At 39.9% G+C, this 26,521-nt stretch carries 22 protein-coding genes; 2 read left to right on the top strand and 20 right to left on the bottom strand.

Features of this window, described 5'->3' with window-relative positions:
- Positions 1–116: 116 nt before the first annotated feature.
- From ispG to JMX48_RS11410, 8 genes are all read right to left on the bottom strand, one after another.
- The gene (gene ispG / locus JMX48_RS11375) at positions 117–1,232 is read right to left on the bottom strand and encodes a flavodoxin-dependent (E)-4-hydroxy-3-methylbut-2-enyl-diphosphate synthase (RefSeq protein WP_201537854.1); all 1,116 of its coding nucleotides are present in this window, start codon (positions 1,230–1,232) and stop codon (positions 117–119) included.
- Between the two features lie 199 nt (positions 1,233–1,431).
- The gene (locus JMX48_RS11380; RefSeq protein ID WP_201537856.1) at positions 1,432–2,241 is read right to left on the bottom strand and encodes a helix-turn-helix domain-containing protein; all 810 of its coding nucleotides are present in this window, start codon (positions 2,239–2,241) and stop codon (positions 1,432–1,434) included.
- Positions 2,238–3,158: a type IV pilus biogenesis/stability protein PilW gene (gene pilW, locus JMX48_RS11385; RefSeq protein ID WP_227687998.1), complete on the bottom strand. Its 921-nt coding sequence runs from the start codon at positions 3,156–3,158 to the stop codon at positions 2,238–2,240. Before pilW ends, JMX48_RS11380 begins: the two co-directional genes overlap by 4 nt.
- Positions 3,159–3,370: 212 nt before the next feature.
- A complete protein-coding gene (gene rlmN / locus JMX48_RS11390) occupies positions 3,371–4,603 on the bottom strand; it encodes a 23S rRNA (adenine(2503)-C(2))-methyltransferase RlmN (protein WP_413786366.1) in 1,233 nt (410 codons plus the stop codon).
- A gap of 351 nt (positions 4,604–4,954) precedes the next feature.
- Positions 4,955–5,386, bottom strand: coding sequence for a nucleoside-diphosphate kinase (ndk, locus tag JMX48_RS11395; RefSeq protein WP_201537858.1), 432 nt, complete (start codon positions 5,384–5,386; stop codon positions 4,955–4,957).
- A 270-nt stretch (positions 5,387–5,656) separates the two neighbouring features.
- Positions 5,657–6,073 (bottom strand): lysozyme inhibitor LprI family protein, encoded by a 417-nt coding sequence (locus tag JMX48_RS11400; protein WP_201537860.1) that lies wholly within the window; start codon positions 6,071–6,073, stop codon positions 5,657–5,659.
- Between the two features lie 532 nt (positions 6,074–6,605).
- Positions 6,606–7,895: an adenylosuccinate synthase gene (locus JMX48_RS11405; RefSeq protein WP_201537862.1), complete on the bottom strand. Its 1,290-nt coding sequence runs from the start codon at positions 7,893–7,895 to the stop codon at positions 6,606–6,608.
- A 133-nt stretch (positions 7,896–8,028) separates the two neighbouring features.
- A complete protein-coding gene (locus JMX48_RS11410) occupies positions 8,029–9,336 on the bottom strand; it encodes an ATP phosphoribosyltransferase regulatory subunit (RefSeq protein ID WP_201537864.1) in 1,308 nt (435 codons plus the stop codon).
- 550 nt (positions 9,337–9,886) lie between these two features.
- On the opposite strand from JMX48_RS11410, the gene JMX48_RS11415 reads away from it, so the two are divergent.
- Both JMX48_RS11415 and corA read left to right on the top strand, forming a co-directional pair.
- Positions 9,887–10,276: a DUF2237 family protein gene (locus JMX48_RS11415; protein WP_201537866.1), complete on the top strand. Its 390-nt coding sequence runs from the start codon at positions 9,887–9,889 to the stop codon at positions 10,274–10,276.
- A gap of 138 nt (positions 10,277–10,414) precedes the next feature.
- Positions 10,415–11,548, top strand: a complete 1,134-nt coding sequence (gene corA, locus JMX48_RS11420; RefSeq protein WP_413786367.1) for a magnesium/cobalt transporter CorA — start codon at positions 10,415–10,417, stop codon at positions 11,546–11,548.
- An 81-nt stretch (positions 11,549–11,629) separates the two neighbouring features.
- Here corA and JMX48_RS11425 read toward each other — a convergent pair whose 3' ends face one another.
- From JMX48_RS11425 to JMX48_RS11480, 12 genes are all read right to left on the bottom strand, one after another.
- Positions 11,630–12,148 (bottom strand): phosphate-starvation-inducible protein PsiE, encoded by a 519-nt coding sequence (locus JMX48_RS11425; RefSeq protein ID WP_201537870.1) that lies wholly within the window; start codon positions 12,146–12,148, stop codon positions 11,630–11,632.
- 271 nt (positions 12,149–12,419) lie between these two features.
- Positions 12,420–13,307 (bottom strand): bifunctional methylenetetrahydrofolate dehydrogenase/methenyltetrahydrofolate cyclohydrolase FolD, encoded by an 888-nt coding sequence (folD, locus tag JMX48_RS11430; protein ID WP_201537872.1) that lies wholly within the window; start codon positions 13,305–13,307, stop codon positions 12,420–12,422.
- A 230-nt stretch (positions 13,308–13,537) separates the two neighbouring features.
- Positions 13,538–14,989 carry a capsule assembly Wzi family protein gene (locus JMX48_RS11435; protein WP_201537874.1) on the bottom strand — a complete coding sequence of 484 codons (1,452 nt, stop codon included), beginning with the start codon at positions 14,987–14,989 and terminating at the stop codon, positions 13,538–13,540.
- 26 nt (positions 14,990–15,015) lie between these two features.
- Positions 15,016–16,551 (bottom strand): hybrid nucleoside-diphosphate sugar epimerase/sugar transferase, encoded by a 1,536-nt coding sequence (locus tag JMX48_RS11440; protein WP_201537877.1) that lies wholly within the window; start codon positions 16,549–16,551, stop codon positions 15,016–15,018.
- Between the two features lie 24 nt (positions 16,552–16,575).
- Positions 16,576–17,694, bottom strand: a complete 1,119-nt coding sequence (locus tag JMX48_RS11445; protein WP_201537879.1) for a glycosyltransferase family 4 protein — start codon at positions 17,692–17,694, stop codon at positions 16,576–16,578.
- A gap of 28 nt (positions 17,695–17,722) precedes the next feature.
- Positions 17,723–18,688, bottom strand: coding sequence for a hypothetical protein (locus JMX48_RS11450; protein ID WP_227687999.1), 966 nt, complete (start codon positions 18,686–18,688; stop codon positions 17,723–17,725).
- Positions 18,689–19,386: 698 nt separating this feature from the next.
- The gene (locus JMX48_RS11455) at positions 19,387–20,526 is read right to left on the bottom strand and encodes a glycosyltransferase family 4 protein (protein ID WP_201537883.1); all 1,140 of its coding nucleotides are present in this window, start codon (positions 20,524–20,526) and stop codon (positions 19,387–19,389) included.
- Positions 20,516–22,477 carry an asparagine synthase (glutamine-hydrolyzing) gene (gene asnB, locus JMX48_RS11460; protein ID WP_201537885.1) on the bottom strand — a complete coding sequence of 654 codons (1,962 nt, stop codon included), beginning with the start codon at positions 22,475–22,477 and terminating at the stop codon, positions 20,516–20,518. Before asnB ends, JMX48_RS11455 begins: the two co-directional genes overlap by 11 nt.
- A 26-nt stretch (positions 22,478–22,503) precedes the next feature.
- Positions 22,504–23,451, bottom strand: a complete 948-nt coding sequence (locus tag JMX48_RS11465; protein ID WP_227688000.1) for a glycosyltransferase family 2 protein — start codon at positions 23,449–23,451, stop codon at positions 22,504–22,506.
- A complete protein-coding gene (locus JMX48_RS11470) occupies positions 23,448–24,959 on the bottom strand; it encodes an oligosaccharide flippase family protein (protein ID WP_201537887.1) in 1,512 nt (503 codons plus the stop codon). Before JMX48_RS11470 ends, JMX48_RS11465 begins: the two co-directional genes overlap by 4 nt.
- A gap of 4 nt (positions 24,960–24,963) precedes the next feature.
- Entirely contained in the window at positions 24,964–25,527 is a 564-nt protein-coding gene (locus JMX48_RS11475) for a GNAT family N-acetyltransferase (RefSeq protein ID WP_201537889.1), read from the bottom strand.
- A complete protein-coding gene (locus JMX48_RS11480; protein ID WP_201537891.1) occupies positions 25,511–26,503 on the bottom strand; it encodes a hypothetical protein in 993 nt (330 codons plus the stop codon). Before JMX48_RS11480 ends, JMX48_RS11475 begins: the two co-directional genes overlap by 17 nt.
- Positions 26,504–26,521: the final 18 nt, after the last annotated feature.

Below are 26,521 nucleotides of genomic sequence, written 5' to 3' on the forward strand. Positions count from 1 at the left end.
ATTTCTAACAAATGTCTCTATTATTATTGTTTTTGCTCATAATCGAGCATTGTTTTCAGGCGGGTCTTAAGTCAGCGCTGTATCGCTTACAGCCACACGCTAGATGATATTTCAGCTTATTTTACCCGAATAATCTCATTCTCACGTTTTTTGGCCAAATCTTCTGCATGAGCACGTACCATGCTTTCTATCTCATCGACCAAATTATCGGTATCAATTAAATGGCTTTTTTCACCCATCCGATATACCAATGACTTAGGGGCAGCGCCAACGATACCGATATCAGCTTCTTTCGCCTCTCCTGGACCGTTTACTTTGCAGCCAATCACTGACAGATTCATCGGTTCGCGGATATCTTCTAGACGTGATTCAAGCGCTGTCATCACTCTAATTACATCAAACTCTTGGCGTGAACAGCTTGGACAAGCAATAAAATTGACGCCGTTGGAACGAATATTCAAAGATTTTAAAATATCATAACCAATTTTGATTTCTTCTTCAGGCTCTGCGGCAAGTGAAATGCGAATGGTGTCGCCGATACCGTCTAATAGTAAACCACCGAGGGCGATAGCAGATTTGACAGCACCCGTACGATAGACACCCGCTTCGGTAACCCCTAAATGGAGTGGATTATCAATCTGCGCTGAGATTAGGCGATAAGCATCCAATGTCAAAAACACATTACTGGCTTTGACCGACACTTTATACTGATCAAAATTAAGGCGTTCTAATATATCGATGTGGCGCATTGCTGACTCAAGCATCGCTTCGCCAGTTGGCTCAGTGTATTTACGCTGAATGTCTTTTTCTAAAGACCCTGCATTGACACCAATACGAATAGGAATATTGTAATATTTAGCACAAGCGACCACTTCACGTACTTTAGCGTCACTACCGATATTGCCTGGATTGATACGCAAACAGTCCGCCCCTGCTGCCGCAACGGCTAAGGCAATTTTATGATCAAAATGCACATCAGCGATCAAAGGGACGCTGACCAGTTTACGAATTTCACCAAAAGCTTTAACCGTATCCATGGTGGGCGTCGATACACGCATCAGATCAGCACCCGCTTCAACGCAGCGCTCAATTTGTGCGACAGTCGCTGCCACATCGCAGGTATCGGTATTGGTCATACTTTGCACACTAATCGGCGCATCGCCACCAATCGCGACATCACCGACATAGATTTTTTTGGTAAGACGACGGTTAATAGGCGCTGACGTTGACATAGACAAACCCTTCAATTGATACGAGAAAAAACACATTTATGATAACTGTAATTTACGACCACTCTAATTTATGATAACTGTAATTTGTAATAATTATAAACAATCACTTTAAATAATAATTATAATTTACGATAAGCATAAACAGTCACTTTAAAAATCGGCCGTCGTTTTTAAAAACGATCCATAACCGCCTTAAAAATTAAGGTGCTAGCTCAAAGCTGGCTTTGTTATCAGTGGTATAACTCTCTAAAGCTACTGCTTTTTGGTTAAGCATTAAGCTGACATTGTCAACATTATCAATTTGTACAGTGAACGGTGTTGCACCTGATAATTGATAATCTCCAGACGTCTGCGCACCACTCATGAGACTGCTACCAGAAGCGTCCGTGATATTGACAGTGGCGGCGTCAGTCAATTTGACATCTAAAGACGCGCTACTAGCAGCACCGCCCAAGTTCAATGCAGAGCCAGACGAGCCAATATCGCTAGCATCATTCATAGCAGCACCCTGAGCTTGCTCTATGGCTGATACATCTTCAACGGTCGATAGCGGTTGTTCGGTATTTTCTTTGCTTGCGCTGCTTACCATACGGAATAAAAATACCGCTAAAATAATGACACCAATAACGGCGATAATCAGTAATGGATTGAAGCGAATACGATTGTGGGTATCACGCTGTAACGTACCCATTGGACGCAGTGGTGTGTCCATATTATTAGCTGATTTAGCTTTGAGTTCATTAGGATAGGCGACGTCAAAGCTATTGGCGATTTTTACTGAGTCTAAACCCAAGTATTTGGCGTAATTAATGGCAAAGCCACGAGCAAACGCCGCTTGCGGTAATTCAGCAAAGTCTTCATTCTCTAGCGCTTGCAAATGACGCTTTAAAATAAACAACTCAGCGGCCGCATCGTCTAAACTGACTTGCTTGTTTTTGCGGGCTTGCTGCAACATGGCACCAAATGATCCCTGAGCGTTAGATTGAATGTTTGATGATGGGTTGGTCATTTCCATGGTGCCTCTGGATTGTTAAGCCAAGTCTTAAGTTGTTTTGCTTCATCACTTAATGGATAAGCGGATAAAAGTTGCTGTGCCAATTGCTGGCGCGTTGTTATATTGTTCTGTACAGCGGCAAGTTTGATACCTTGTAATAGCAGACGCGGACTTATACCCTGCCCTTGCACCAGTACTAGCGTCTCATCGTATAGCCGTTGAGCCTGCGGAATACGCTTTTGCTCGAGCAATAAATCCACCAATTCGATATGCGCGATAATACTATTGCGATTGCCCTCAAGCGCCCGCAAAAATGCTTTAGCGGCAGCACTACGGTCACCCAATTGCAGATAAGTACGCCCTAAGTTTTCTAACGCACCAATACGGCCTTCGTACCCTAATGCAGCGCCTGCAATCTCAAACTGTTCAGCTGCTTCGCGATAGCGCTTCATTTGTGATAAATAAACGCCGTAGTTATTGTTCGCTTGCTCAAAATCTTTGTCCAGCATGATGGCTTTTTTAAAATACTCATCGGCTTTTTGAAGATTGATACTGCTGCCTTCTTGCTGCAACAAAACGCCCATCATATCATAGGCTGGCGCATAACGGCTATTAGCAGCAAAGGCTTTTTCGAGCTGGCGCTGTGCGGTATCAAGATCGTTTTTTCGGATATATTGCGCGGCAAGTGAGGTACGCACGCGGGCAATTTCTTGCTTATCTAAGTTACGATTATCATTGGTTCGCGTGGACGTTTGATAAGGCGTATTGGCTGGAGTGCTTTGGCAGCCAGTCAGCAGCAATCCTGCCACCATCGTTGCCAGTATCATAAGCTTCGGCGTCGCTACTTGAGGCGTCGCTGTCTTCAATTGATTGCCATCTTGAGAAAATAGTTTTTGATATCTGAACTGACAAAAATTTCTAGAAGTCATCATGGCCGCCATCATAAAACTGTGATTCAATGCGTTCGATCCTCGAGGCATCAGTTTAATAGATTTAGCCCCCATAAGTACAATTTAGTTGTGATTAATTGCTATGCCCATCAATACTGGTCGTTATTGCTACATTTTTATTACCATTGCGATAGATAAAAGACAACTAAATATCAATATTCAGCAAATTTCTAGTGTTTCGCACAATAATCACCCTAAACACTTTCGCGATCTTTGATACTTTGCTGCCACGCTGCTGAGCGTCTGGTACGATCAGCCACTTGTCCAACCAATTGACCGCAAGCAGCATCAATGTCATCGCCACGAGTTTGGCGAATGGTACACACAAAACCAGCTTCACTTAAGATATTGCTAAACGCATGAATGCGGTTATTGCTTGATTTATCATACGGCGCATGCGGGAACGGATTGAATGGGATGAGATTGATTTTGCTTGGCAAACCTTCTAATAAGGTAACTAGTTGCTTTGCATGTTCATTGCTGTCATTAACACCATCGAGCATCACGTACTCTATTGTTACGTGTTTTTTGTGACGTGGATTGACATCAAAAACGTAGTTCTTTGCAGCAGCGATAAGCTCATTTAATGGATACTTTTTATTGATTGGCACCAACTCATTGCGTAACTCATCATTGGGAGCATGCAGTGAAATGGCCAATGCCACGTCAAGGTCTTGCGACAACTGATACATTTTGGGCACGACGCCTGAGGTCGATAAAGTCACACGACGCTTGGATAAGCCATAAGCATGATCGCTTAACATCAGCTCCATTGAACCCACCACTGGCTTATAGTTTAACAGTGGCTCACCCATGCCCATCATGACGACGTTTGTCACGTTGTTTTCCCATAAACTGTGGTCAACGTTTTCTAAGCTTTCGTTTTCATCCGTCATATAAGAAGCATTGGCAACCCAAAGCTGACCGATAATCTCAGCGGCGCTTAAATCGCGTTCAAACCCTTGCTTGCCCGTACTACAAAAGCTACAGTCAAGCGCGCAACCTACTTGTGAAGACACGCATAGCGTTTTGCGGCCATTAATTTTGCTGTCATCCGCTGGAATCAAAACGGTCTCAACTAATGAGCCGCCAGTCACTTCAAACACCCATTTACGCGTGCCATCATCGCTATACTGACGATGAATAACTTTTGGTGGAACAACGCAAGCATTGAGTGACAATTTATCACGCAATGATTTGCTTAAATTGGTCATTTGCTCAAAGTCCGTCACGCCGTGCTGATATATCCACTTGATTACTTGCGTTGAGCGAAAAGGCTTTTCGCCAATACTCTTAAAATAATCGGCAAGTTGCGCTTGCGTCATTCCCAATAGATTGGTTTTCGCTTGCGCTTCATCCACTAGCTTGATGCTGCCCGTCATCTTTGCGGGTATGTGCTGGGTCGGAGCTTGTACAGTTGACATAATAGGTAACCTTTTTGCATAAGCTTAGATAAGCGATGCAATTATTTATATAAACGTTGCTGTATATGATGCATAAGCAATACGCGTTGCATGAGCAATCCGTTATGAGCGCCCGTTTTATCTATCGATCTATTTACCTAATAGCGGGTAAAAAATCGGATAAAAGCATGCTGATAAGGGATTGATAACGCTGACTACATACGATAATGAGGGAGATGATCGACAATTTCAATCAACAATGCCGCTATTATAAGCGTTAAAACGGCTTATACCCATGAGATATAAGCCGTCTTACGAAAATAATTATTAATAATCACTACGGTAAAAACTAGCGGATATCAATAATTGCCGCCATTAACGCGTACGTGCACAAACTTCATCATCGCTGAAGAAGTAGCTGATTTCACGTTTGGCTGATTCAGCTGAATCTGAACCATGAACCGCGTTTTCATCGATGCTGCTCGCAAAGTCAGCACGGATAGTGCCTTTGTCTGCGTCTTTTGGGTTGGTTGCGCCCATGATTTCACGATGTTTAGCGATAGCGTTCTCGCCTTCTAGTACTGATACCAATACTGGACCTGACATCATGAAAGATTTTAGATCATTATAAAATGGACGCTCAGCGTGCTCAGCGTAAAAACCGCCTGCTTTTTCATCATCAAGTTGTAGCATTTTTGCAGCAACGATTTTTAGACCCGCTTGCTCAAAACGGTCATAGATAGCGCCGATATGGTTGCCAGCAACTGCGTCAGGCTTGATGATAGATAAAGTACGTTCGTTAGCCATGAAAGGCTCCTAATAAAAATAAATTCGATAAGAAATGTAATCGTAAATGCTTTGTTTTATCTGTGGCCACAATGTTGACTGAGGCTGAATTGAACAACTCATGGTTTGCCAATGTGAAAACATGAGCACCAACCATAAATGCCAACATAGGATTGCTGCCTATTATAATGATTAAGACTATAAATGATAGGATTAATTTATGATTGAATCTTGCTTAGAAGTAAATTTATCTTAGGAGCACTGTATTCTTTTTATAGGGCATCGACTATATTACTCACCTAAGCGGCTGTCTCGACAACTGCCCGCGCTACACTCACGGACACGCTCCGTTAAAAAGTTGACTCGCTCTGTCGTCACGCGATTGGTGCAGGCGAGATTGACATAAAAATCATCTCCATCATGATAACTGCAATCGTCATTGCGCGCCCGAATCCAAGCAAGTTGCCCGCGCTTCAGTTTGGCTTTTTGCTGAGTGTTTAATTGCTTAACCAGTTTTGCATAAGAATTATTAAGCTCTTTATCCGCCTCTAAATACACTTTATTCAAGCAATATAAACCGTCGAAATCATTGACCGGCTTATCGCAATTTTGAGCGCCCCAAGACATCATAGGAAACATAAAGGCGGCGGATGCTAATAATGCTAAAGATGTTTTGCTCACAGTACTTTTAACAATATGAATGTTCATAACACGTCCCTTTTGTTATTTGGCTATTATTAAAATTCCCTTTCGCCATATTAGGGCGTGTTTGAGTATTCACAAATAGGCACTGCTGATGGCTAAAATAGCGCCAGACAAGGAGCAAGTCGACGATAATGTTGATACCTTAGCGAGACTTGTAACGCAGTATGGGGTAATTTTAGCATCAGCCCTGAGGACGGAGTAAGCAAAGTACTGCTTTGCCCGTCCGCAAGACAAGAGCTATGCTCGCAGTGAGGACAGAACTCTTTTTTGCCGCTTCATTGTTAAAAATAGACGCTTAGAATGACTAAACTTACGATTTTTAACGTCGAATCGCCCAAAAAATAGTTTCTGTCAGTGCCATGGTTGAAGGATCAAACACGCCCTAAGTGGCATCTTACAAAGATAATGATAGCTTAATTCAATATAATTAGAAACTAAATAATAGTTTATAACAATCTTAGAAAACTTTCATCAAAAAACCTCCATGACAGTTAAGTCAATGGAGGTTTTTCGTGCTCAATAAATGTGTTATTAATTAAGCATCATACGGATCGCGCAATACGATGGTCTCTTCACGGTCAGGACCGGTCGAGATGATATCAACAGGGCAACCAATCAAATCTTCGATACGTTTGATATATATTTTGGCATTTTCTGGCAGATCATCATAATTGGTCACACCAACCGTTGATTCGCTCCAGCCTTGCAGCGTTTCATACTTTGGCGTTACTGACTCATAGAATTCAGCATCATGCGCGCCTGCACACTCAGTCTCAGGTAAATTATAACCCACACCGATTAGTAACTCTTCTAAACCATCCAATACATCAAGTTTGGTGAGACAGATACCAGACAGAGAATTCAGTACGACAGCACGGCGTAATGCTTCGGCATCAAACCAACCACAGCGGCGAGCACGACCCGTTGTTGCACCAAACTCATGACCAACTTTGGCTAAATGTGCGCCAACATCATCGAACAATTCGGTTGGGAATGGGCCGCTACCCACACGTGTGGTATAGGCTTTGGTGATACCCAGTACGTAATCTAAGTAGAGTGGACCAATACCAGTACCAGTAGATACGCCACCCGCTGTCACGCTTGAGCTGGTCACAAACGGATACGTACCGTGGTCGATATCAAGTAACGTACCTTGTGCGCCTTCGAACATGAGGTTTTTGCCAGCCAAACGCAACTGATTAAGCTCTTCGGTTACATCGGTAACCATGCCTCTGATTTCTTCGCGCCACTCTTGGCAAAGCTTGAAGGTCTCATCAAAATCAATCGCGTCAACTTTATAATATTGCGTCAATTGGAAGTTATGATATTCGATTAAATTGCGCAGTTTTTCTTCTAAATCATTACGGAATAAATCGGCAAGCTTAATCGCACGACGAGCCACTTTGTCTTCGTATGCAGGACCGATACCACGACCCGTCGTACCGATTTTGCCAGTACCACGCTTGGCTTCACGCGCTTGGTCAAGGGCGACATGATATGGCATGATAAGTGGGCAGTTAGGAGAGATACGTAGACGCTCGCGAACTGGCACGTTATTGTCTTCTAACTCTTTCATCTCTTTTAATAATGCGTCAGGTGCTAACACCACGCCATTACCGATAAAACAGGTGACGCCTTCACGTAAGATACCGGATGGAATCAAATGCAAGACGGTGGTTTTGCCATCGACAACCAACGTGTGACCCGCATTATGACCGCCTTGAAAGCGCGCGACTGCTGAGGCTTTTTCGGTCAGTAAATCAACGATTTTACCCTTACCTTCATCGCCCCATTGGCTACCCAAAACTACGACATTCTTACCCATGATCAATCCCTACCTTTATGTATTGAGGTGTGTGCAATAACGGTTTAAAAACCACGATAACGTTCATTGCAATAATTTTAATAACGCCAAAAAGTAATAATAATTTTACAAATTAATGCTTAATGCTTAATGCTTAAATAGTTTGTAGCTGCCACTGATTATCTACAACATGTAAATGATGCGTGATATCTGCTGGACGGTCTTCTGCATTTAACGGCACAGTGACGCGATAGCCCTGCTGACGTAGGCTTTCAACTTGTTGCAATAGTGTGTGCTTTTGATTCTGATCTAACGTACTCAATGCCTCATAATCCACCAATACGATGGTTGGCACATCAAGCTGAGTATGAGCAAGCAGGCGACTAACATCCATACTAAAACCAGTTGCTTGACGCGGCTGATGCCCCGTTAATGGATTGCTGCTTTGCATACCATCGAAACGACCGCCGCGTACCAGTGGCTGTGTCTCGTTATTGATATAACCATTGAACACGATGCCTGTGTGATAATGATAGCCTGATAGCTCCGTCACATCGATACTGACAGGACATTGCCACTGTTCTTGTAAATGTGCTTTTAGTCGTTGTAATTCATCAATAGCAGCCGTAACCTGTGCATCTTTTTGAGCAGTCGCTGACAGCTTGGCCGATAGATTGGCGATATCATGACCAAAACGTGCCAATGCATAAAAATCATTACCCATCGGCAATGTCTGGCAGAGACGTTTTAGCTCTGGTAGATTTTTATTGGCATATAAATGCATCAAATGCTCAGTATCACTGTCTGCCAATTCTGCCAATTCTGCTAGGCGCTTGAATATCGCCACATGACCCAAATCGATGTGCAGCGCGGCACTCATGTTGAGACTACTGACCATCGCAAACAATACATCTATCAGCTCGATATCTGCCGCAAGTGAGGCGCAACCAAATATCTCAGCACCCAATTGCAGCGGTGTCCGTGAGCCAAACAGCCCTGAGGGTAATGTGTGAATCACATCGCCTGCATAGCAATAACGAGCAATGCCCGTACCACCGTGATGCGCATCTATCCGCAAAATCTGCGGGGTAATATCGGCACGCAAACCCATCAATCGGCCTGTTAGCTGATCGATGATCTTAAAGGTTTGACGCTTCAAATCTTCTGAGGCATCACTCAACAACGATTCTGTGAACTCAATCATCGGTGGATTGACCAGCTGATAACCATGAGTGATGAGCTGCTGCGTCAGCTGATATCTAAGCACTTCTTGCTTATGAGCATCTTCAAACAGTACATCTACCACCCCATCAGGCAATAGCCAACTGTTGGCAACGTCGCTAGCAAAATTGCTAAAAAACGGCATTTGATTGGATACAGCACTGTTTTCATCAGGCTGAGTCGCCGCTTTGTTGATAGCATTTGACTGGATAGGTGTTGCGGAATCAGAACTGACAGACACAATAAATCCTTGTTTGGCGTATCGTTTACCAAAAACGCGGTACTGATACGGTACTTAAAGATAATATTTACAATTGCATGAATATGGCGCGTTTTTTATTTTTAACGCGCAACATCATTGACCCAATTATTTATAAACAAACGGGCTATAAACAATTAGGTAACCGCAAAAGGGTGAGTAATAATTATAATTTAGAATGATAAGACGAGTATATTTATGCGCTAACAAACGGCGATAAGCTAATAAATCATTAAAGCACCTTTAAATCATCAAGGCACTTTTATAAATCATTAGGGCACTTTAAGGTTTAGTTTAGCATAGCAGTTTGGGTTCGCCTAGTGACAATTAGCCACAATCATTATCTAATGTCTTGTCATCGGCGTTAGCGCTATGACGGTTGACGGTCACAATTGCATTGTATAAATGGTGGTTCAATCAACAATGCCGCGCTCATTGTTTATAATAAAAAGTAAGTGATGAACGCAGTTACAACAAGGCCATCGACACAGACTCATGGTACACTACTCTATATTTTTATCTCGGAAGCCTTATGTCATCTGATTACCACCCAAACCCAGCCATCAATCAATCTAACGTCTTAGGTACGGCACTTGCCAGCTGCTGCTTTGATCCGCTTACGGGCTATTATCGTAACGGCTTTTGTCATACTGGCAATCACGATGTCGGCCAGCATACCGTCTGTGCCAAAATGACCAGTGAGTTTTTAAACTTCTCCGCCAGTCGTGGTAATGATCTTATCACGCCGCTGCCTGAGTATAATTTCGCTGGTCTCAAACCCGGTGATTATTGGTGTATCTGCGCCCTACGCTGGGTCGAGGCGCTAGACTTTGATATTGCACCGCAAATAAAACTTGAAGCGTGTCATGAAAGTTTATTGAGCTTGGTCGATATCGACACCTTGAAAAGCTACGCGCTTTAATAAAACCATTATGCGGACTGATTCTTACAGGCTTTTTACTTTATTAAGGGAGGGTGTATGGAAAACAATAACGACCTGTTGATTAAAAAAACAGCGCGTATTGCACCTGACTCTAACCTCAGTCATATTTACGCTCATATGAGTGATAAGCATCTATATCTCGATAATCACGACAGCTACATTTATGGTGATGTGGATGCGACGACTCAGGACACCATCGAGACTATGACCGTCTACGATCCAGACTCTGAGCGTTATGAAGATATTGATTTATCCAGTGCCGAAGAAGTGGTTAACTGCTACGCCTATTCACGTAAAACAGGTGAGCAGCTCGATCAAGTTGCGCTCACTGATGTCAGTCGCGCCCTGAGTAATAATGGACAGTTTATTTGGTTGGGTCTTTATGACCCAAGCCTACAAACCATGGTCAAAGTCAAAGAAGCCTTTGGGTTGCATGAGCTGGCGATTGAAGATGCCTTTGCCGACCATCAACGCGCCAAAGTTGAAAACTACGACAACGATATGGTGTTTGTGGTGCTACGTACCGCCAAGCTTGAGGGCAATATCATTCGCTATGGCACTACGGCGATATTTATGGGTAAAAATTACCTGATTACGATTCGTAATGGCCCCTCAAATTCCTATGCGCCCGTTCGTGAGCACTGTCATCGCCGTCCCGAAAAGCTACGGATGGGCCCTATCTTTGTGCTGCATGCCATTCTCGATTTTATCGTGGATAATTACATGCCAATTACGGATCGTTTGGGTCGTTATTTGCGTGAACAAGAACGTTATGTGTTTACCTATGAGTTCGATAAAAGCACCTTAAAAAACCTCTATGAACTCAAGTCGCAACTGGTACATATGCGTGCCATCATCTTGCCTGTGCAAGACATCTGTAGCTTTTTTATCAATCATAAAAAGAGCGAGTTGGTCTCCGGATTCTCTCAAGCAGCAAAACCTTATTTCCGCGACGTCAATGACCATCTTTTGCATTCTTTAGATGCTATTAATGGTCTGAATGAAATGCTTAGTGTGGTGATGAATACCTATATGGCGATGGTCAATATGGGGCAGAACGAAGTGGTACGTAAGCTTGCCGCTTGGGCGGGTATTTTGGCCGTTCCAACAGCTATAGCAGGTATCTATGGGATGAACTTTGACTTTATGCCTGAGCTGCATTGGAAGTATTCGTATTTCATTATTATGATATTTATTGGTTCATTGTGTGGCTATCTCTATCACAACTTTAAAAGATTGAAGTGGTTATGATCTAAATAGTTGTACTGCAACATTAACCGCATAAAAAAAGGCCACCAATAGGTAGCCTTTTTTTATGCGGTTAATTAATTGTCATTCTCGGCGGTGCTTGGTATCACTGTCCGGCACTTGTGCATTGTCAGGTAACATCGCTTTGGCTGCTAGGTTGGCATATTGCTGATCAAGATTGTCCTCTGGTCGCCCAAATGTCTTTGCCGTCCATGTCAGTACCACGATAGCAGCACTTAATAGCATAATAGCCACAGAAATCGTCGCTAATAGCCACAGATGAAAATAGTCCGAAACCGCTTGCACGTCAACGACCAAGTGTCGTGACAACGCCGTTATAGCAATAAATATCAAAAACTGTACGGGCAAACGATGGGTCTTAAAATAAATACCTATCATCGCCAGCAGCTCAAGATAAATAAATAACATCAAAATATCTTTTAGATCCGCTGTGCCTTTTTGGACGATGTATACAAACTCTTTACCTGCGGTCCAAATCACCACCAAACTGATTAAAAACAAGATCACGTAATGACAGATATCGACAAACTCTCTACCAATACCTTGTAATCGCTTATGAATACCGACGTTTTTTTTAGCCATGTTTAGGTCCTATCAACTGAGAGGTGGTTGATTTGGCCTGAGTCTGTGTTACCTCAGACCCTCTTATACATTGGCAATTAGCACTAGGGCGTGTACTCAATTCAAACGATTGTATCTAAATGGGCTAAAAATGGTTAAATTTTGCCAAACATTGTCAAATAGCTGATTAATATCTCGATATTATTTGCGCTATTTTCCTCGTTTGACTGTAATTTATCTCATTTTTATGACCCTTTTTAAAATGAGGGCACGCCCTAGTATGACTCGTCGCTTATCTAATAGCCAAACCTGCTGATTTTTCAGCGGCATCGACCGTTTGGCGAATGAGTGTGTTAATGGTCATTGGACCGACGCCGCCCGGTACGGGTGTATAAGCACTGGCGATATTTTCCACACCTTGCATTTCGATATCACCCACACCACCGTTATCCGTTGGGTGGAAACCGGCATCAATAACCACGGCTCCAGCTTTGATCCACTCCGCTTTAATCAGCTCAGGCACGCCTACCGCACCAACGACGATATCTGCGCGCTTAATATGGGCGGCTAAGTCCTGAGTTCTTGAATGGCAAATAGTTACGGTACAGTTGGCATTCAATAACATCATCGCCATTGGCTTGCCCAAAATGGCACTGCGCCCTACTACCACGGCTTCTTTGCCTGACAACTCAATATCGTAATGCGCTAATAAATGCATGATGCCTTGCGGTGTACATGAGCCATAAGCTGACTGCTGCATGGCCATACGACCAAAACCCAAACAAGTCACGCCATCGACGTCTTTTGCCAAGTCAATCTGCTCAAAGCAGGCACGCTCATCAATATGCGCAGGTACTGGATGTTGTAGCAAAATACCATGAACATCAGGGTTATTATTTAGCTCATCAATCTTTGCCATCAGCTGTTCAGTCGTGGTCTCAGTTGGCATCTCGACTCGTATAGAGTCCATACCAACCCGCTTACAGGCATTACCTTTCATACGCACATAAGTGGCTGACGCTGGATCTTCACCGACCAATATCGTCGCTAAGCTTGGTGTACGTCCAGTTTTATCCTTGATCGCATCCACGCGCGTGCGTAGTTGCTGTTCTATTTGTTTGGCAAGGGCTTTGCCGTCCAAAACGATGGCGGACTCTTGGGCAGTAGACGCGATAGACATAATAACTCCAATAGAGGGGGCAGTATAAAAAAATAAAGACAGCGCTCGCCAATACTTGCGTGCCTGCCTTGTGCTTCGTCAACCTTTGACTTAGAGTAATATTGTACCTGTGTACGCTACAAAATCCTAGCATCCTAAGAATATGACCATAAAAATCGGTCTATTAAATAATAATAGACCGATTTTATGTTATGTATTCAAAGGCTGTCGTAAACTGACTAAGCAACTATTTAATAAGTCTGTAGCTCAATCCCCACACCTGCACCGATATCACTTGACCGTGTATCAGAATCTACTGCCCAAACCCTAGTACTTATCTTAGTCAAAGGCTGTAGCTGGTGCTCCCATGCCACATCAATCACCTTTAGTGTATCAGACGTTGGAAACGCTTGATTGATAGCTTCATCTGATTGGTTTACTTTGGCATACTGCAGCTTTGTATTAATAAAATTGCGATTGTCCAGCCACAGTTTGCCACCCACCGAGATACTTTCAGCATCGCCGCCTAGCGAGTGGCCAAGCGGATAACCTTGCTGGTAATAGCCATCAGTATATAAGAAATGGTCATAAGATACCCCTTTGACTTCACCACTGCTTCGAGTATCCGCATACTCAGTATAAAGCTGATAGGGTTTACCATACATATCACCAGCATAATCGGCACCAGCGAGATACATGTTCTTAGCTGGTAGACCACCCGCCTCATCTTCGCCCACGTATTGAGCATAAATGCCAACAGGGACGTTGATTAACGGCGCTAGACTCAGGCGTGCATCGAAACCACCCAACTGATTGGCAGGATCATCGTCAGTATTACCACCAGTAGCATCATTATCTCTTGTTCCTAATATCGCATCACCAAAGGAGCTAAAGCTCTGTGGTCGACCGTCTCCACCCCACATGAAAGTACGAGAAGCACCCACTTCTAACCAAGGCCACGGGCTAGCAGTAAGACGTGCACCAAACAGCTTGGCGTCTGGTATGGCTTCATAGTCATCCAGCTGGCCCGCAAATAGCTGATACTGCCAAGGACCTACCCAAGATAAATACTTCAATGTAGGCGCGCTTTGCTCATCACGTTGCATGGTAATACCTGCGACGGATAAACTGGCATCACCTCGAATCAGGCTGCCGTCGTTTCCCGGTCCCCACCATGTTGGTATCTTACCCGCTATGAGCCACTGATTGGCAGCATTACCAGCCAAATAGGTTCCATCAAAACTAACATCGGAGCTATCATCGATCAGCTCGTCGTTCTTTAAATTGGCCTGTAAGTTAAACTCCCACTGTGCTTCGCTAAGCGATACGCCTACCGTGGCTTGTTGCCCAGCAAGTTGATCGTCTGCAAACGTTTGCGGTAGCTGTTCTCTATTAGTCTGTAGGTATAACCCACCAGATGCCTTGACAAGAGAGTCACGGTTTTGCTTGAGCTTAGTTTGAATCGACTGTAATACTTGCTGCTGTGCTGATGTCTGCGCATTGGCAGACGCGAGCCCACGTTTAATCTCATTGGCTGTCAATGGCCAAGTACTGGTACTAATGTGAGTAACGCCCTGGGTATTGAGCCAATCAATATCGGCTTTTAAACGTAAGTCGTTCATATAGAGGTTTTGTGCGGATGCATATATAGATGCCGTTGATAGCACCCCAAAAACCAGTAGAACGTTTAACTTCTTATACATAATAGACTACTTCCAATGATTAAATTCTATTTAACTGCATCGCCACTACCTTTACCTAAAGCAGTCCCAATAATGTAAGAGAAGTAGTTTTTATAGTTCATGCTATCAATCATTTCTTTATCTTTTTTTGCCAAGCGTTCAGGTGTTGACATATCAACACCGCTTAACTGAGCTAGGCCAGTGATGCCAGGCAATACATCATAGACACCCATACCTTCTCTAGCTTCGATAAGATCATTCTGATTAAAAAGATTGGGTCTCGGCCCCACTAAACTCATCTCACCTTTTAATACATTGATAAGTTGTGGTAGCTCATCAAGCTTAGTTTTACGCAGCACTTTACCTAGTCTCGTTATCGAAGTATTGTCAACAAGGTGACTAGCAACAGACTCTGTGCTCACCTTCATAGTCCGAAACTTAATCAATTTAAATGGTTTCTGCTCTTTACCCACCCGTTCTTGAATAAATAAAGGCGAGCCTGTGTCCAAATAACCAATAGCGGTTGCACCAATTAATAACGGTGATGCTACTATTAGGCCTGATGCTGAAAAGATGATATCCAAAGGTCTCTGTAAAGTCATAGATGTAGAAACTATTAAGTTTGATTTATAAAATTTGGCAGCCTTCTGAATCGACTCACTACTAGAGTATTTAGGATGCCAGCCTAACAAATTTTTAGCCTTACTAATATCTACTTGCAATGAGCCTGTTAGTCTTTGAGCGACACCTGACTTCCCAAGTGCACTCGCTGCCGTGTTAATAAATTTAGGGGGTATATTTACCGATTTGTTTTTGACGCCTAGACCTTTTGATATCTCTTCTAATAGACCAGCTGTAGAGATATCATCGTCGTCAGATATCAGAAAGACTTCGTTTTTGGCATCTTTATGCTCGATACAAGTCACAATGAAGTCAACCAAGTTATCTACTGATATTAAACTACGTAAGTTTTGCTTGATACCACCTATCGGTAGAGGAGTACCCTTATGAGTCCATTTCATTAGAGAATGAAAGTTGCCCTTTACATTTTCACCATATACTAGGGTAGGACGAATAATAACAACCTCTAATGAGGTTGTTTGAGCAAGTTTCAATAAACCTTGCTCAGCTTCGTATTTAGAAATACCATAAGGATCGATAGGATTAGGCTTAGAATTCTTGGTATAGGGCTTCCCAAGCTCTGTCCCTCCGCCATTTACTTTAATTGAGCTGATAAATATAAAACGCTTTATTCCTGCTTCAACAGCTTGTCGAGCTAAGTTCAAAGTCCCTTCTACATTGACTTTACGAAATTCAGCAAGAGGATCAGCAGATGTATCATCCATTACATGCACACGAGCCGCTGCATGAATGACTATATCGACACCTTTCAGTGCCTCGCTCCAGTCAGTGTTAAATGTTAAGTCGTCAACTTTAACAATATGTACAGCCTTTGACTGCTCATTAATGTTACGCACTGCAACCGTTAAATCATAGTTTCCATCTGCTACAATACACTGCTGTATGGCACTGCCAACAAATCCAGTTGCACCAGTGAGAAGTAATCTATGTTTATTACTCATGGATAGATATCCTAAATCAAATTTTTAATTTATTTGCTGATAAATAGACAGATGTTGCTCTATTACTTTTTCAATCGCAAACTCTCTCTCTGCTAGCTTACGTCCAGCGATACCCATTTCTACTCGAAGCTTAGAATCTTTAATTAGCTTTTCTATAGCATCAGCTAATGCCTGTGAGTTTTTAACTGGAACTAATAATCCCGTCTTATTCTCCTCTATAGCATCACGGCAACCAGGTACATCTGTAGTAATCACAGCTCTACCACATGCGGCAGCCTCAATCAAAACTTTGGGTAACCCTTCACGATAAGAAGGTAACACCACTATATTAGAGCTTCTAAATACAGTAGACATATCCTTCTGATATCCTAAGACTACTAAATTAGGAATACGCTTCCATTCTTCGATATTTTGCTCTGTAGCACTAGTATTATTACCTAAGTCTAAATCTCCCACTATTTGATAATGAGCGATCACACCTTTTTTATTCAATAGCTTAATAGCATCCACATACTCTGCTAATCCTTTATCAAACAGTAAACGTGCTGCAAAGGTTACTACAGGAGTATCAGTTAGGTTTTCCGGAAAGGCTTGGAAGGTGGATAGGTCTATGCCTGAGCCACGTATGAGGTTGGTTTGTTCAGCTTTTACAGCTTTTAGGTCTAATAGTAACTGCTTGTCATCAGGATTTTGTAAAATAACGGTAGTATTATTAGAACGTAAAGCAAGACGATATAAACCTATACCGACTTTTCTTTTTACTTCTGCTTTAGCACCCTCGGCTAAAAACAAAGTTCCTAAGCCTGATACCGCAGCCACTACATTTTTAACCGATGTAAAACGAGAGGCAATACCACCATATAAAACAGGTTTGATAGTCACTAGGTGCAAAACATCAGGCTTGACCTTGTTTATGAGCTTCCAAATATCTAACAAACTGGTTAGCTCACTGAGTACGCTACTACCATTGCGCGACAATGATAGCTCATGATGAATAAAACCATTTCCTATAATCTCTTGAACGGCTGCGCCGTCTCTTGTTGCGACATGTATTGTGTAACCTTGCATTTGAGCAGCTAATGCGATAGGCAGACGATGAGATAAGAAAAACCAAGGCTCATTCACTATATATAATATTTTCAATTTTTGTCCCTATTAAATTCGTCTGGACTCACTTCCTGTAAAACAATATTCTTTTATTTGGGAATAGCTTTTCAACCTTACAGTCAGCACAGACAAATAGAACATACATTACTACAAAGGCGTAACGATAACGTACCGCTGTACCATAGTTTGCTACTACCAATCCATATACTGACATGGCCAACCCCATAAACAATAACCAGAATGCAAGCCTATCTGGACTTTTTCTCCAAGCTTGTCGAGTGATTAAAAACAAGATACCTAACACAAATAAGTTTTCAAATGATTGTATAAATTGCAATGCGCTAGCTGCTTCCCAAGGTAATGGCTTAGATAGGAAATAGAAACCTGAAGTTAGACCTTGAAATACGAAGTCGCTAACTCCTGAGATAAGCTCAATATCATTTGGATTTCCACCATCTTCAACAAACATAGATACTCTAAATTTATTAACTAAAGGTAAGGCAATAGGAGCTGCAGCTAATAATGATAAGAAACCAATCACACTAATGATTAATGCTTTAATCAAACTCATGCCTTTCTTAGCAACATTAAATATGAAGTAGAGCAGTACTACTGGACCAACAATATAAAAGTTTTGAAATTTAATTAAATATAATGGCACTATACAAATTATACTTCTAAATATCTTAGATTCTCTAGCATATACAATGGCTAAAACCATAAAAAATAATATTAGTGTCTCTCTAAGACTTAGGCCCGTGTAAAGTGCTAAACTAGGAAATAATAAGTAAAACCATAATGAAAACTTTGTAAAAATATTCTTTGCATGTAATATAAAAAACAAAATTAGATAAATAAAAGTATTATAAAATCCTAAACTTATAATAGAAACGGGAGCTGGGAAAGGTAATATGGAAAGTAAGGCACTCGCTTGTAATGTATTCCCAGGGTCGAATAATGCTTCAATTAAACTTACTTCTCCACTTCTTATTGCGTTTACACCATACCAATAGCCAAATTGATCTGGCATATAGTGAGCATCAAAAAAAACATCATTCAGGAAAAATGGCAGTAAGCAATGGAGCCCTAGTATAGCTTGACAATTATAGGAAACCTTGTATTTTTGTCCCAATATTAGTATAAATACCAAGCATATGAACAGGCTAGGTAGATCAAAAACTCTTGTTCCTATGAAACCATATTCGTAAATCCAATTCAAATCTGACACTTATTTATCTCCACAGTTAAACAATATTTAGCCTACTATGAAGTGACTACTTTTTTTGGATGCATAACTTCTCAAAATTTGATAGACATTCTTTTATACTATATTTTCTAAATAACTCTCGTACTCAATTTTTCATTTTCTAAATATTTTTTTATTATTAACAATTCAATTAACTTTCTCAGAAAATAAAACTGTAGATAAATTTATCTATAACGGATTCCACGTATCAAATACTTAACATCACCTACATTTATGCTTACTACTGATTTTTCTATTAAAATAGCTTAATATAAGACAACATAGTTAATCCTAAATAAAATAAGTACAAACATTATCACGCGGTACTGAGATAGATTTTTCTTGCTTGCTGTGCCTGCGCAGACAGAGGCGACGCAAAACTTATCCCAGTAGAATTGTATTTTTTTATAGTGCATTGACTATAGCATCAGTGAAATCTGATAAAAGTCATAAAAAGCTAAATTAGCTCTATCCATATTCCTTTAGTTATTCCAAACACATAAATATTTTGCATAGACGGTGTCCATACTAAAGTTATCTATAATATACTGCCTAGAGTTATTCTCTTCATTTTTCTTTAAGTTATCTAAAGATAAGGTGTTCACGATATCTTTTATAGCTTGAGCCAATCCATTTTTATCATTTTTTGCTACCAAAGTACCAAAATCACCCATGATATGTTTAGCATCTCCAACGTCAGTGGCCACACATGGTATCTCCATAGCCATAGCTTCAGCTAACACATTGGGAAAACCTTCTGTTTTTGAGTGCAGACAGAAAACATTCATTAATGATAGACAAGTTGCAACATCATCTCTTTGCCCTAAAAGCCGAAAGTTATTCATTATACCCTGAGCTTTTATCCAAGCCACTAAATCTTCATTTTTTAAATCATTATCTCTACCCACCATGATAAACTTTAGGTGCGGATTTTTTTTTATCAAGATATTTGCAGCATCTATAAAAAGTCTTTGATTCTTTTCTGTACTGAATCTTCCTACGCTTCCAACCACAATATCGTCTTTAGATAAGTTCATTAGCTTGCGGAGACATTCTGTATCTTCGTGTGTAGCATATAAAGAATCAATATCAAAGCCATTAGGGATGACAATCATTTTATCTTTATCATATCCCATGGATGCATGATATTCTTTTGAGACATCAGCAGCACAGATAATGGTGCGGGGAATAGTGTAGGAAAGTCTCGCACAAACTTTACTTAAACCAACTGTAACTTTAGCATTATTTTGTGAAACATCAGTTGTTCTAATACCCCAAACAACATTTTTAATCCCTAATGATCTAGCTGCTAAACCTCCCATAAAATCTGCATGATACATCCAAGTCTGAACTACGTCTGGATTAAAGTTTTTTAAAACCTTTCTCAGCTTTAAATATGTTATAGGTAAATCAAATGCAGACTTCATATTTAAAGTATGTACATTAAATCCAGCAGACTTTAAGTCTTGCCCAATAAGGCCTAAGTCAGTAAGCGATACGACTTCATGAACTACTTCATCACTGTTTTTACTATGAATTAAAAGCCGTTTGAGCATCAGTTCTGCACCACCTACTCCTAAACCAATAATGATATGCATAACTTTTTTTGGTTTAAGTGCCATAAAAATTCTCTTTATACCAAGCTTGGAACATTAGAATGGACCATAAACTAGAACCTAATTGTCGACGACCGTCTACATGTTCTTGCCAATACAGCTGTAATTCAGTATTATCAAAAATATTGTGCGTCAATATCTCAGGATTAAGCAATAGATCTTCAGCCCATTCTTTTAGGGGTCCTCTGAGCCAGTCATCAATAGGTATACCAAAGCCCTGCTTAGGTCTATCTATTAGCTCTTGAGGGACATACTGATAAAGAATCTCACGTAAGATCCATTTACCCTTGCCCTCTCTTATTTTTTTGTTCAAAGGTAGTTTCCATGCATATTCTGCAATGGGATGACTCAAAAAAGGCGCTCTTAATTCGAGAGATGTGGACATAGCTGCTCGATCTACTTTAGTTAAGATATCATCTGTAAGATAAGTAAGCGTATCTAACGCCATCATCTTTTCAACTTTACTAGCAGTGCTGGGCCAGCTTTTTTTATCATTTAATAAATAAATTAGATCATCATCTAAATCTTTATTTAGCACTTTAGATAAGTGATGTTTTTCAGTGATCAAGCTTAAGTATAAATCATCAAAACTATTGACACCTTCGAGGCGTTGCGCCAACTTGTATAGCTTGTCACCAAAAAATACAATGCCCTTCTTTCTAAACAGACTACCAAACATCTTATCCCACTGATCTGGCTTTAATAGAAAGACAGACTTTAACATATACTTTCTAAAAGGTGCAGGAAATGCTCGATACACGCTCCAAACTTTGGTCGCAAGGAAATACCGGTTATAACCGCCAAATATTTCGTCACCAGCATCACCGCTTAGAGCCACTGTCACGTGCTGTTTAGCTAAACGACATACAATGGTTGTAGGGAGTTGAGAGCTGTCAGCGAAAGGCTCATCGTAAATTTTAGCTATTTCAGGTACAAGCTCTAACATATCATCGGGTGTCATGATTAAAGTAGTATGATCTGTGCCCAAATGCTTGGCTACTGCTTCAGCATGCTTAGATTCATCAAATTTAGGATCATCAAAACCGATACTAAATGTTTTAACTGGTTGACTTGATACCTTTTGCATAAGCGCTACTACTAATGATGAGTCAATACCACCAGAGAGTAATGCTCCTAAAGGCACATCAGCTAGCATTTGTCTCTTAATACTGGTGGTTAGTAGTTCTTCTAGATCTTCGATAGCTTTGTCATCTGTAATAGACAGCTTGTCTTTTTGCGATTGCTCAACTATATTGTTGAAAGACCAGTAACATACTGGCTTTGGATTGGGATTATTCTTCTCTATCTTTAAGTAGTGAGCAGCTGGTAGTTTATATATCCCTCTCCATATTGAATATGGCGCAGCTATATAACCATGCTTCATCAATATAGGAACTGCACCTTTCTCGATTTGCTTTTCAAAAGCACTGTGCTGTGTGATAGCTTTTAGCTCTGAGCCAAATAAAAAGCTGTCATTCTGCCAGCCATAATACAATGGCTTTTCACCAAAACGATCTCTAGCTAGTAAAAGCTGCTTTTCTTGATCATCCCATAGTGCGATTGCAAACATACCTATTAGCTTTTGTAATGCTATATCCCAACCAAAAATCTGAATTGCTTTTAATAATGTTTCAGTATCAGAATGACCTTTCCAGCTTATAGCTGGTTCTAAACTTTCTATCTCAACACGTATATCTAAATGGTTATAGATTTCACCATTGAAAACGATAACGTATCTCTCGTCATCGGAGAGCATCGGTTGATGACCCGCTTCAGATAAGTCCAATATTGCAAGTCTTCTATGGCCTAAAGCAATCTGGTCATCGAGCTGATACCAAAGTCCATCTGAATCAGGACCACGGTGTACTATTGAATCAGTCATTTGCTTTATAATGACTTTAGTTTGAGATTCAGAGGAAAATACATTTCCTTGGAAAAAACCTACTAGTCCACACATAATTTTCTAACCTAAGTTTAAGATATTTATTGGAGAGTAATTAAATACGCTCTCAATCTACATACTTTTATTACTGTTGAGGGAATAGATGACATCTTATAAAAAATGAATTGTTTTTTTGAAAAGATATCTACGGAAACTGATTTATTGATATATTCAACCAGTCCTTCTTTATCTCCCATTACAGCAGATTGATAAGCATAATTAAATAAAGCCTTTGCGTAACTCTTCTTAATGATTTGATCATCACTGTCAAGAAGTGCTTTATCAAATATTCTCTTAGTTGCATCTGGCAAAAGTGTATTAACTTTCCCATCTTTTAATGACACACCAACGAGTTGTCTGTAACCTCCAAACACTTCATTCAAATGAAAAATATTTCCTTTTTTCGCCTGCTCTACGTGTATTTCTATATCTGTAGTTTTTTCATTAAAATTATCCCAATATTTGTCACAAATATCATTAACAAACATTTTAGATGAATGTGCAAAAAAGGGAAGAGTATCATATAGATCTATCAAACTATTTATACTCTTTCTAGGTTTACTGAAGCTATATTTAAATATACTATTATTTAAGTCAGCGATTTCCATGTTATGAGTACATACTGTACAGTCTAAATTATTCTCTAGTGCATCAAATTGAGTTTGCAGCTTATTGTCTAATGCGTAGTCATCTCCATCTAGATGCGCGATATATTTTCCTCTAGCTTTTTTATAAACCTGTTTAACATTTTCTACCACACCCACATTGTTTTCATAAAACAATGGTATGATCAACTCAGGATATCTTTCTACATATTCCTGAACTATCGTACGAGTATTATCAGTAGAACAATCTTCCCCAACAATAATCTCAAATTTAAAATTAGTTTGTTGGGTTACTATACTCTCTAGACATTCAGCGATATATTTTTCTTGGTTATAAGTAACAATACATACTGAAACCTGAATATCATCATCTTGAAAAATCATATTGACCTCTTTACAAGCTTTGCTTTTATCATATTGAGAACTCTAGTAGAGCTAAATAATGCAATGATCATACTAATAGTACTTACTAATATGATTTGAAATAATATGATCAATCGATCACCCGAATATCCTATCCATTTAGTTACTAATAGCATAAATAATGAAACAGCAATCATGCTAGGTAAAAAGGTTTTAAACCATAATGCATTGATGCTAGGTTCAATTCTTTTATGCACATAACTCACCCAAAATAATAAATAAATTAATTGAGCTGAGAACCAGACCCATCCTGCGCCAACAGCGCCATAGTGTGTTGCTGCTAAGATAATAACAGGCACTAATAATAAAACGCTGACAATATTGCCGATGAAATGATATCTTAAATTGCCTTTAGCAAACTGTAAGTAGTATGGAAAAGCTGCAAGTGCTAATAGAGCATTACCTAGCGCATATAATTGTAGTACTGGTGCTGCTTGTGCTGCGATGTTAGAATCACCTGTCCAAGCATATAGTACTGATCGCGCAACACCAGCTAGTACTATACCTGCAGTAACTACCACTACAGAAATGAACTGGGTAGCATTTAAATAAACCTGTAGCATCTGTTCGTGTTGTTGCTCAGCTTCTAATCTTGCCATACGTGGCATGATAGGAGCGCTGATAGGAGCACTTAGCTGAAGTATGCCTCCTGCTACTAAGACCGCTAAAGTAAAATAGCCATAGTCTGCTAATGGCAAGATGCCTGACAATACAAACTTATCTAACTGAGTGAAGAGCACCCAAATCGAAGAAGTTACTGCAATAGTTAAAGCGAATCCTAATAGGGGTTTAACTGGCTTAATAGACCAGCCAATGATATCTGTAACAGTAATTTTAGGTAATAGCCAGTAGCTCTTAGCTGTTAGCAAGATAAATTCCAACAAAGCTATAGCTAACTGGAAAACAAAAAAGTTTTTAATAGTAAAACCAAAGTAATACATGTATAGCAGCACACCTAGAAATCTTAAGGTAGCGATTATACTATTTGCAACACTTAGCCAAACAATTTGCTCAAATCCTGATATTACGCCACGGTATAGACCTGTCATCCAACGTAGTGCTACACATATAGCCATAACTTCAAGACAAAATAATACGTCTTGAATGTCTAGCATCTCTATTTTTAGCCAATGGGTAGCAATGTAACCATCTAATAAGAATAGTGCACCACCACCAATAATAGCAATCATAACAAATATTAGATTTAAAGCTCTGAATAATCTTCTAAAGCTCAAGGCAGTGTCCTTGCCTGCATTATACTGAGCGGTTTGACGACTGATAGTAGGTGTAAGACCGAAATCGAGTAAATTAAATAATCCTTGAAGCATCGAAAAAAAGCCAACTAATCCATAAGCCTCAGCACCCATATATTTTATATAAATGGGCAAAATAGCAATGCTAATAACTATTAAATAAATTTGGCTGGCATAGCTAGCTAAAACATTAGTTCGTAAAGAAGGTATTATCACTTAGCTATTTATTCCAATAGTTTGTTTTTGCTATATGGGCATCATATTGTTCATGGGTAATACCGCACAAAACTTTATCATGATATTGCCCGTTTCTATAAATCCACTCAGATCTTGTACCTTCAGCTTTCCATCCACATTTTTCGGTATAAAAATCAATAGATCTGTTATTATAATCTATCATTTCTGCATCTAAACGGTTTAAGCCTAGCTCTTTAAATGCATACTCCATGATAGCCATTACGGCATCTAAGGCATATCCTTTTCCTCTAGTCTCTATGTTACCAAGCATAATTCCATTAGATGCGTGTTTATTCTTCCAATCAATGTCTACTAAGTTTGTTGTACCAATTAACCCAATATCTTTAACTTCTATGCCAAAGTTTTGATATTGCATGTTATTATTATCTATACTTTTAATATACAATTCGGTACTTTCTCTAGAGTATGGGAAATGCCACCCGACTAAATTACGCCAAATTTCGGAAGAATTTGCCCATTCTGCTAAAAGATCTAAATCTTTCATTTCTATAGCTCGCAATGTAACTACCTTACCTTTTATATTCACAATATATATCCATAATTTTATCTACTTGAAACTGCATGTGTTCACAAGAATATCTTTGATCGCAAACTATGTGAGTGGTGTTAGAAATGAATTTATATTCAAAACTATCAACGTCTAATCTTTGTAAGCTATCAAACCAATAAGTAGGCGTATAAACGCTACCTTCAATTAGCTCTTTAGAAATATTGCCTTCCAATAGCAATGGATAAGTCAATGGTGACTCTATACTATCGATATCTATTTCTAGCTTATTTATGCTAACTAACTCTGTATGTAAGAACTTAAAATTATCTAACCGTTGTGATTGAGTACTTGCGTAGTCAACACAATTTATTATCTCTTCAGTAATTCCCGAAATATTTTTCGGGATACAGTTATTTAACAATACTTCATTATTTTTAAATATCTCGTAAGCCCTAGATCCATTTGATAAGCGTCTAACAAAGCAATGATGATACTGCTGAATCATTGATTCTAAATCTCTAACTGAATGATTAGCATTGATTAACGATTTGCTAATCAACAGACCTCCCTCAGCAACAGGTAAGAATTTTCTGAGTGAATAAATAGTAGCAAAACAGTCAAAAGGTTTAACAAAAAAAGCTTGTGAATGGTCAAAAATTATCTGGTTGCTAGGATAAATACTAAGTAGCTTTTTCTGAACAGTAGTACATAGACCAAAATAATTGACGTAAACAAGATAAGCATCACTCTCTAAATAACTAGGGATTTTAGGATAAAAATTTTCGTCTAAATCATAATATCGGATATCAATATCTAATATTAACAATGGCTCAATCATAGAGTCACAAATAAATTTTGGCATCCATACTTTCTTAATACTATTCTGATCTAACAGATCGAGAAAGGCTGAACGTGCTGAAATATACTTCAACGCTTGTGGGTAAGGAAACTGCTTTAAATTTGGCAAGCTAAATTCAAAGTACCCACCGATTTCCTGCTGATCATCTAACATATCGTAATCCTACATTTC

The sequence above is a fragment of the Psychrobacter immobilis genome, from assembly GCF_904846225.1.
Classification (GTDB): domain Bacteria; phylum Pseudomonadota; class Gammaproteobacteria; order Pseudomonadales; family Moraxellaceae; genus Psychrobacter; species Psychrobacter immobilis_F.

Excerpts from the sequence above, each read along its gene's own strand:
- JMX48_RS11435 (WP_201537874.1), bottom strand. The coding sequence starts at position 14,989 with ATGTATAAGAAGTTAAACGTTCTACTGGTTTTTGGGGTGCTATCAACG.
- JMX48_RS11415 (WP_201537866.1), top strand. The coding sequence starts at position 9,887 with ATGTCATCTGATTACCACCCAAACCCAGCCATCAATCAATCTAACGTC.
- JMX48_RS11450 (WP_227687999.1), bottom strand. The coding sequence starts at position 18,688 with ATGCCAGATCAATTTGGCTATTGGTATGGTGTAAACGCAATAAGAAGT.
- JMX48_RS11425 (WP_201537870.1), bottom strand. The coding sequence starts at position 12,148 with ATGGCTAAAAAAAACGTCGGTATTCATAAGCGATTACAAGGTATTGGT.
- JMX48_RS11380 (WP_201537856.1), bottom strand. The coding sequence starts at position 2,241 with ATGACCAACCCATCATCAAACATTCAATCTAACGCTCAGGGATCATTT.
- ispG (WP_201537854.1), bottom strand. The coding sequence starts at position 1,232 with ATGTCAACGTCAGCGCCTATTAACCGTCGTCTTACCAAAAAAATCTAT.
- JMX48_RS11440 (WP_201537877.1), bottom strand. The coding sequence starts at position 16,551 with ATGAGTAATAAACATAGATTACTTCTCACTGGTGCAACTGGATTTGTT.
- corA (WP_413786367.1), top strand. The coding sequence starts at position 10,415 with ATGAGTGATAAGCATCTATATCTCGATAATCACGACAGCTACATTTAT.
- asnB (WP_201537885.1), bottom strand. The coding sequence starts at position 22,477 with ATGTGTGGACTAGTAGGTTTTTTCCAAGGAAATGTATTTTCCTCTGAA.
- JMX48_RS11455 (WP_201537883.1), bottom strand. The coding sequence starts at position 20,526 with ATGGCACTTAAACCAAAAAAAGTTATGCATATCATTATTGGTTTAGGA.
- JMX48_RS11405 (WP_201537862.1), bottom strand. The coding sequence starts at position 7,895 with ATGGGTAAGAATGTCGTAGTTTTGGGTAGCCAATGGGGCGATGAAGGT.
- ndk (WP_201537858.1), bottom strand. The coding sequence starts at position 5,386 with ATGGCTAACGAACGTACTTTATCTATCATCAAGCCTGACGCAGTTGCT.
- pilW (WP_227687998.1), bottom strand. The coding sequence starts at position 3,158 with ATGATGACTTCTAGAAATTTTTGTCAGTTCAGATATCAAAAACTATTT.
- JMX48_RS11465 (WP_227688000.1), bottom strand. The coding sequence starts at position 23,451 with ATGATTTTTCAAGATGATGATATTCAGGTTTCAGTATGTATTGTTACT.
- folD (WP_201537872.1), bottom strand. The coding sequence starts at position 13,307 with ATGTCTATCGCGTCTACTGCCCAAGAGTCCGCCATCGTTTTGGACGGC.
- JMX48_RS11480 (WP_201537891.1), bottom strand. The coding sequence starts at position 26,503 with ATGTTAGATGATCAGCAGGAAATCGGTGGGTACTTTGAATTTAGCTTG.
- JMX48_RS11400 (WP_201537860.1), bottom strand. The coding sequence starts at position 6,073 with ATGAACATTCATATTGTTAAAAGTACTGTGAGCAAAACATCTTTAGCA.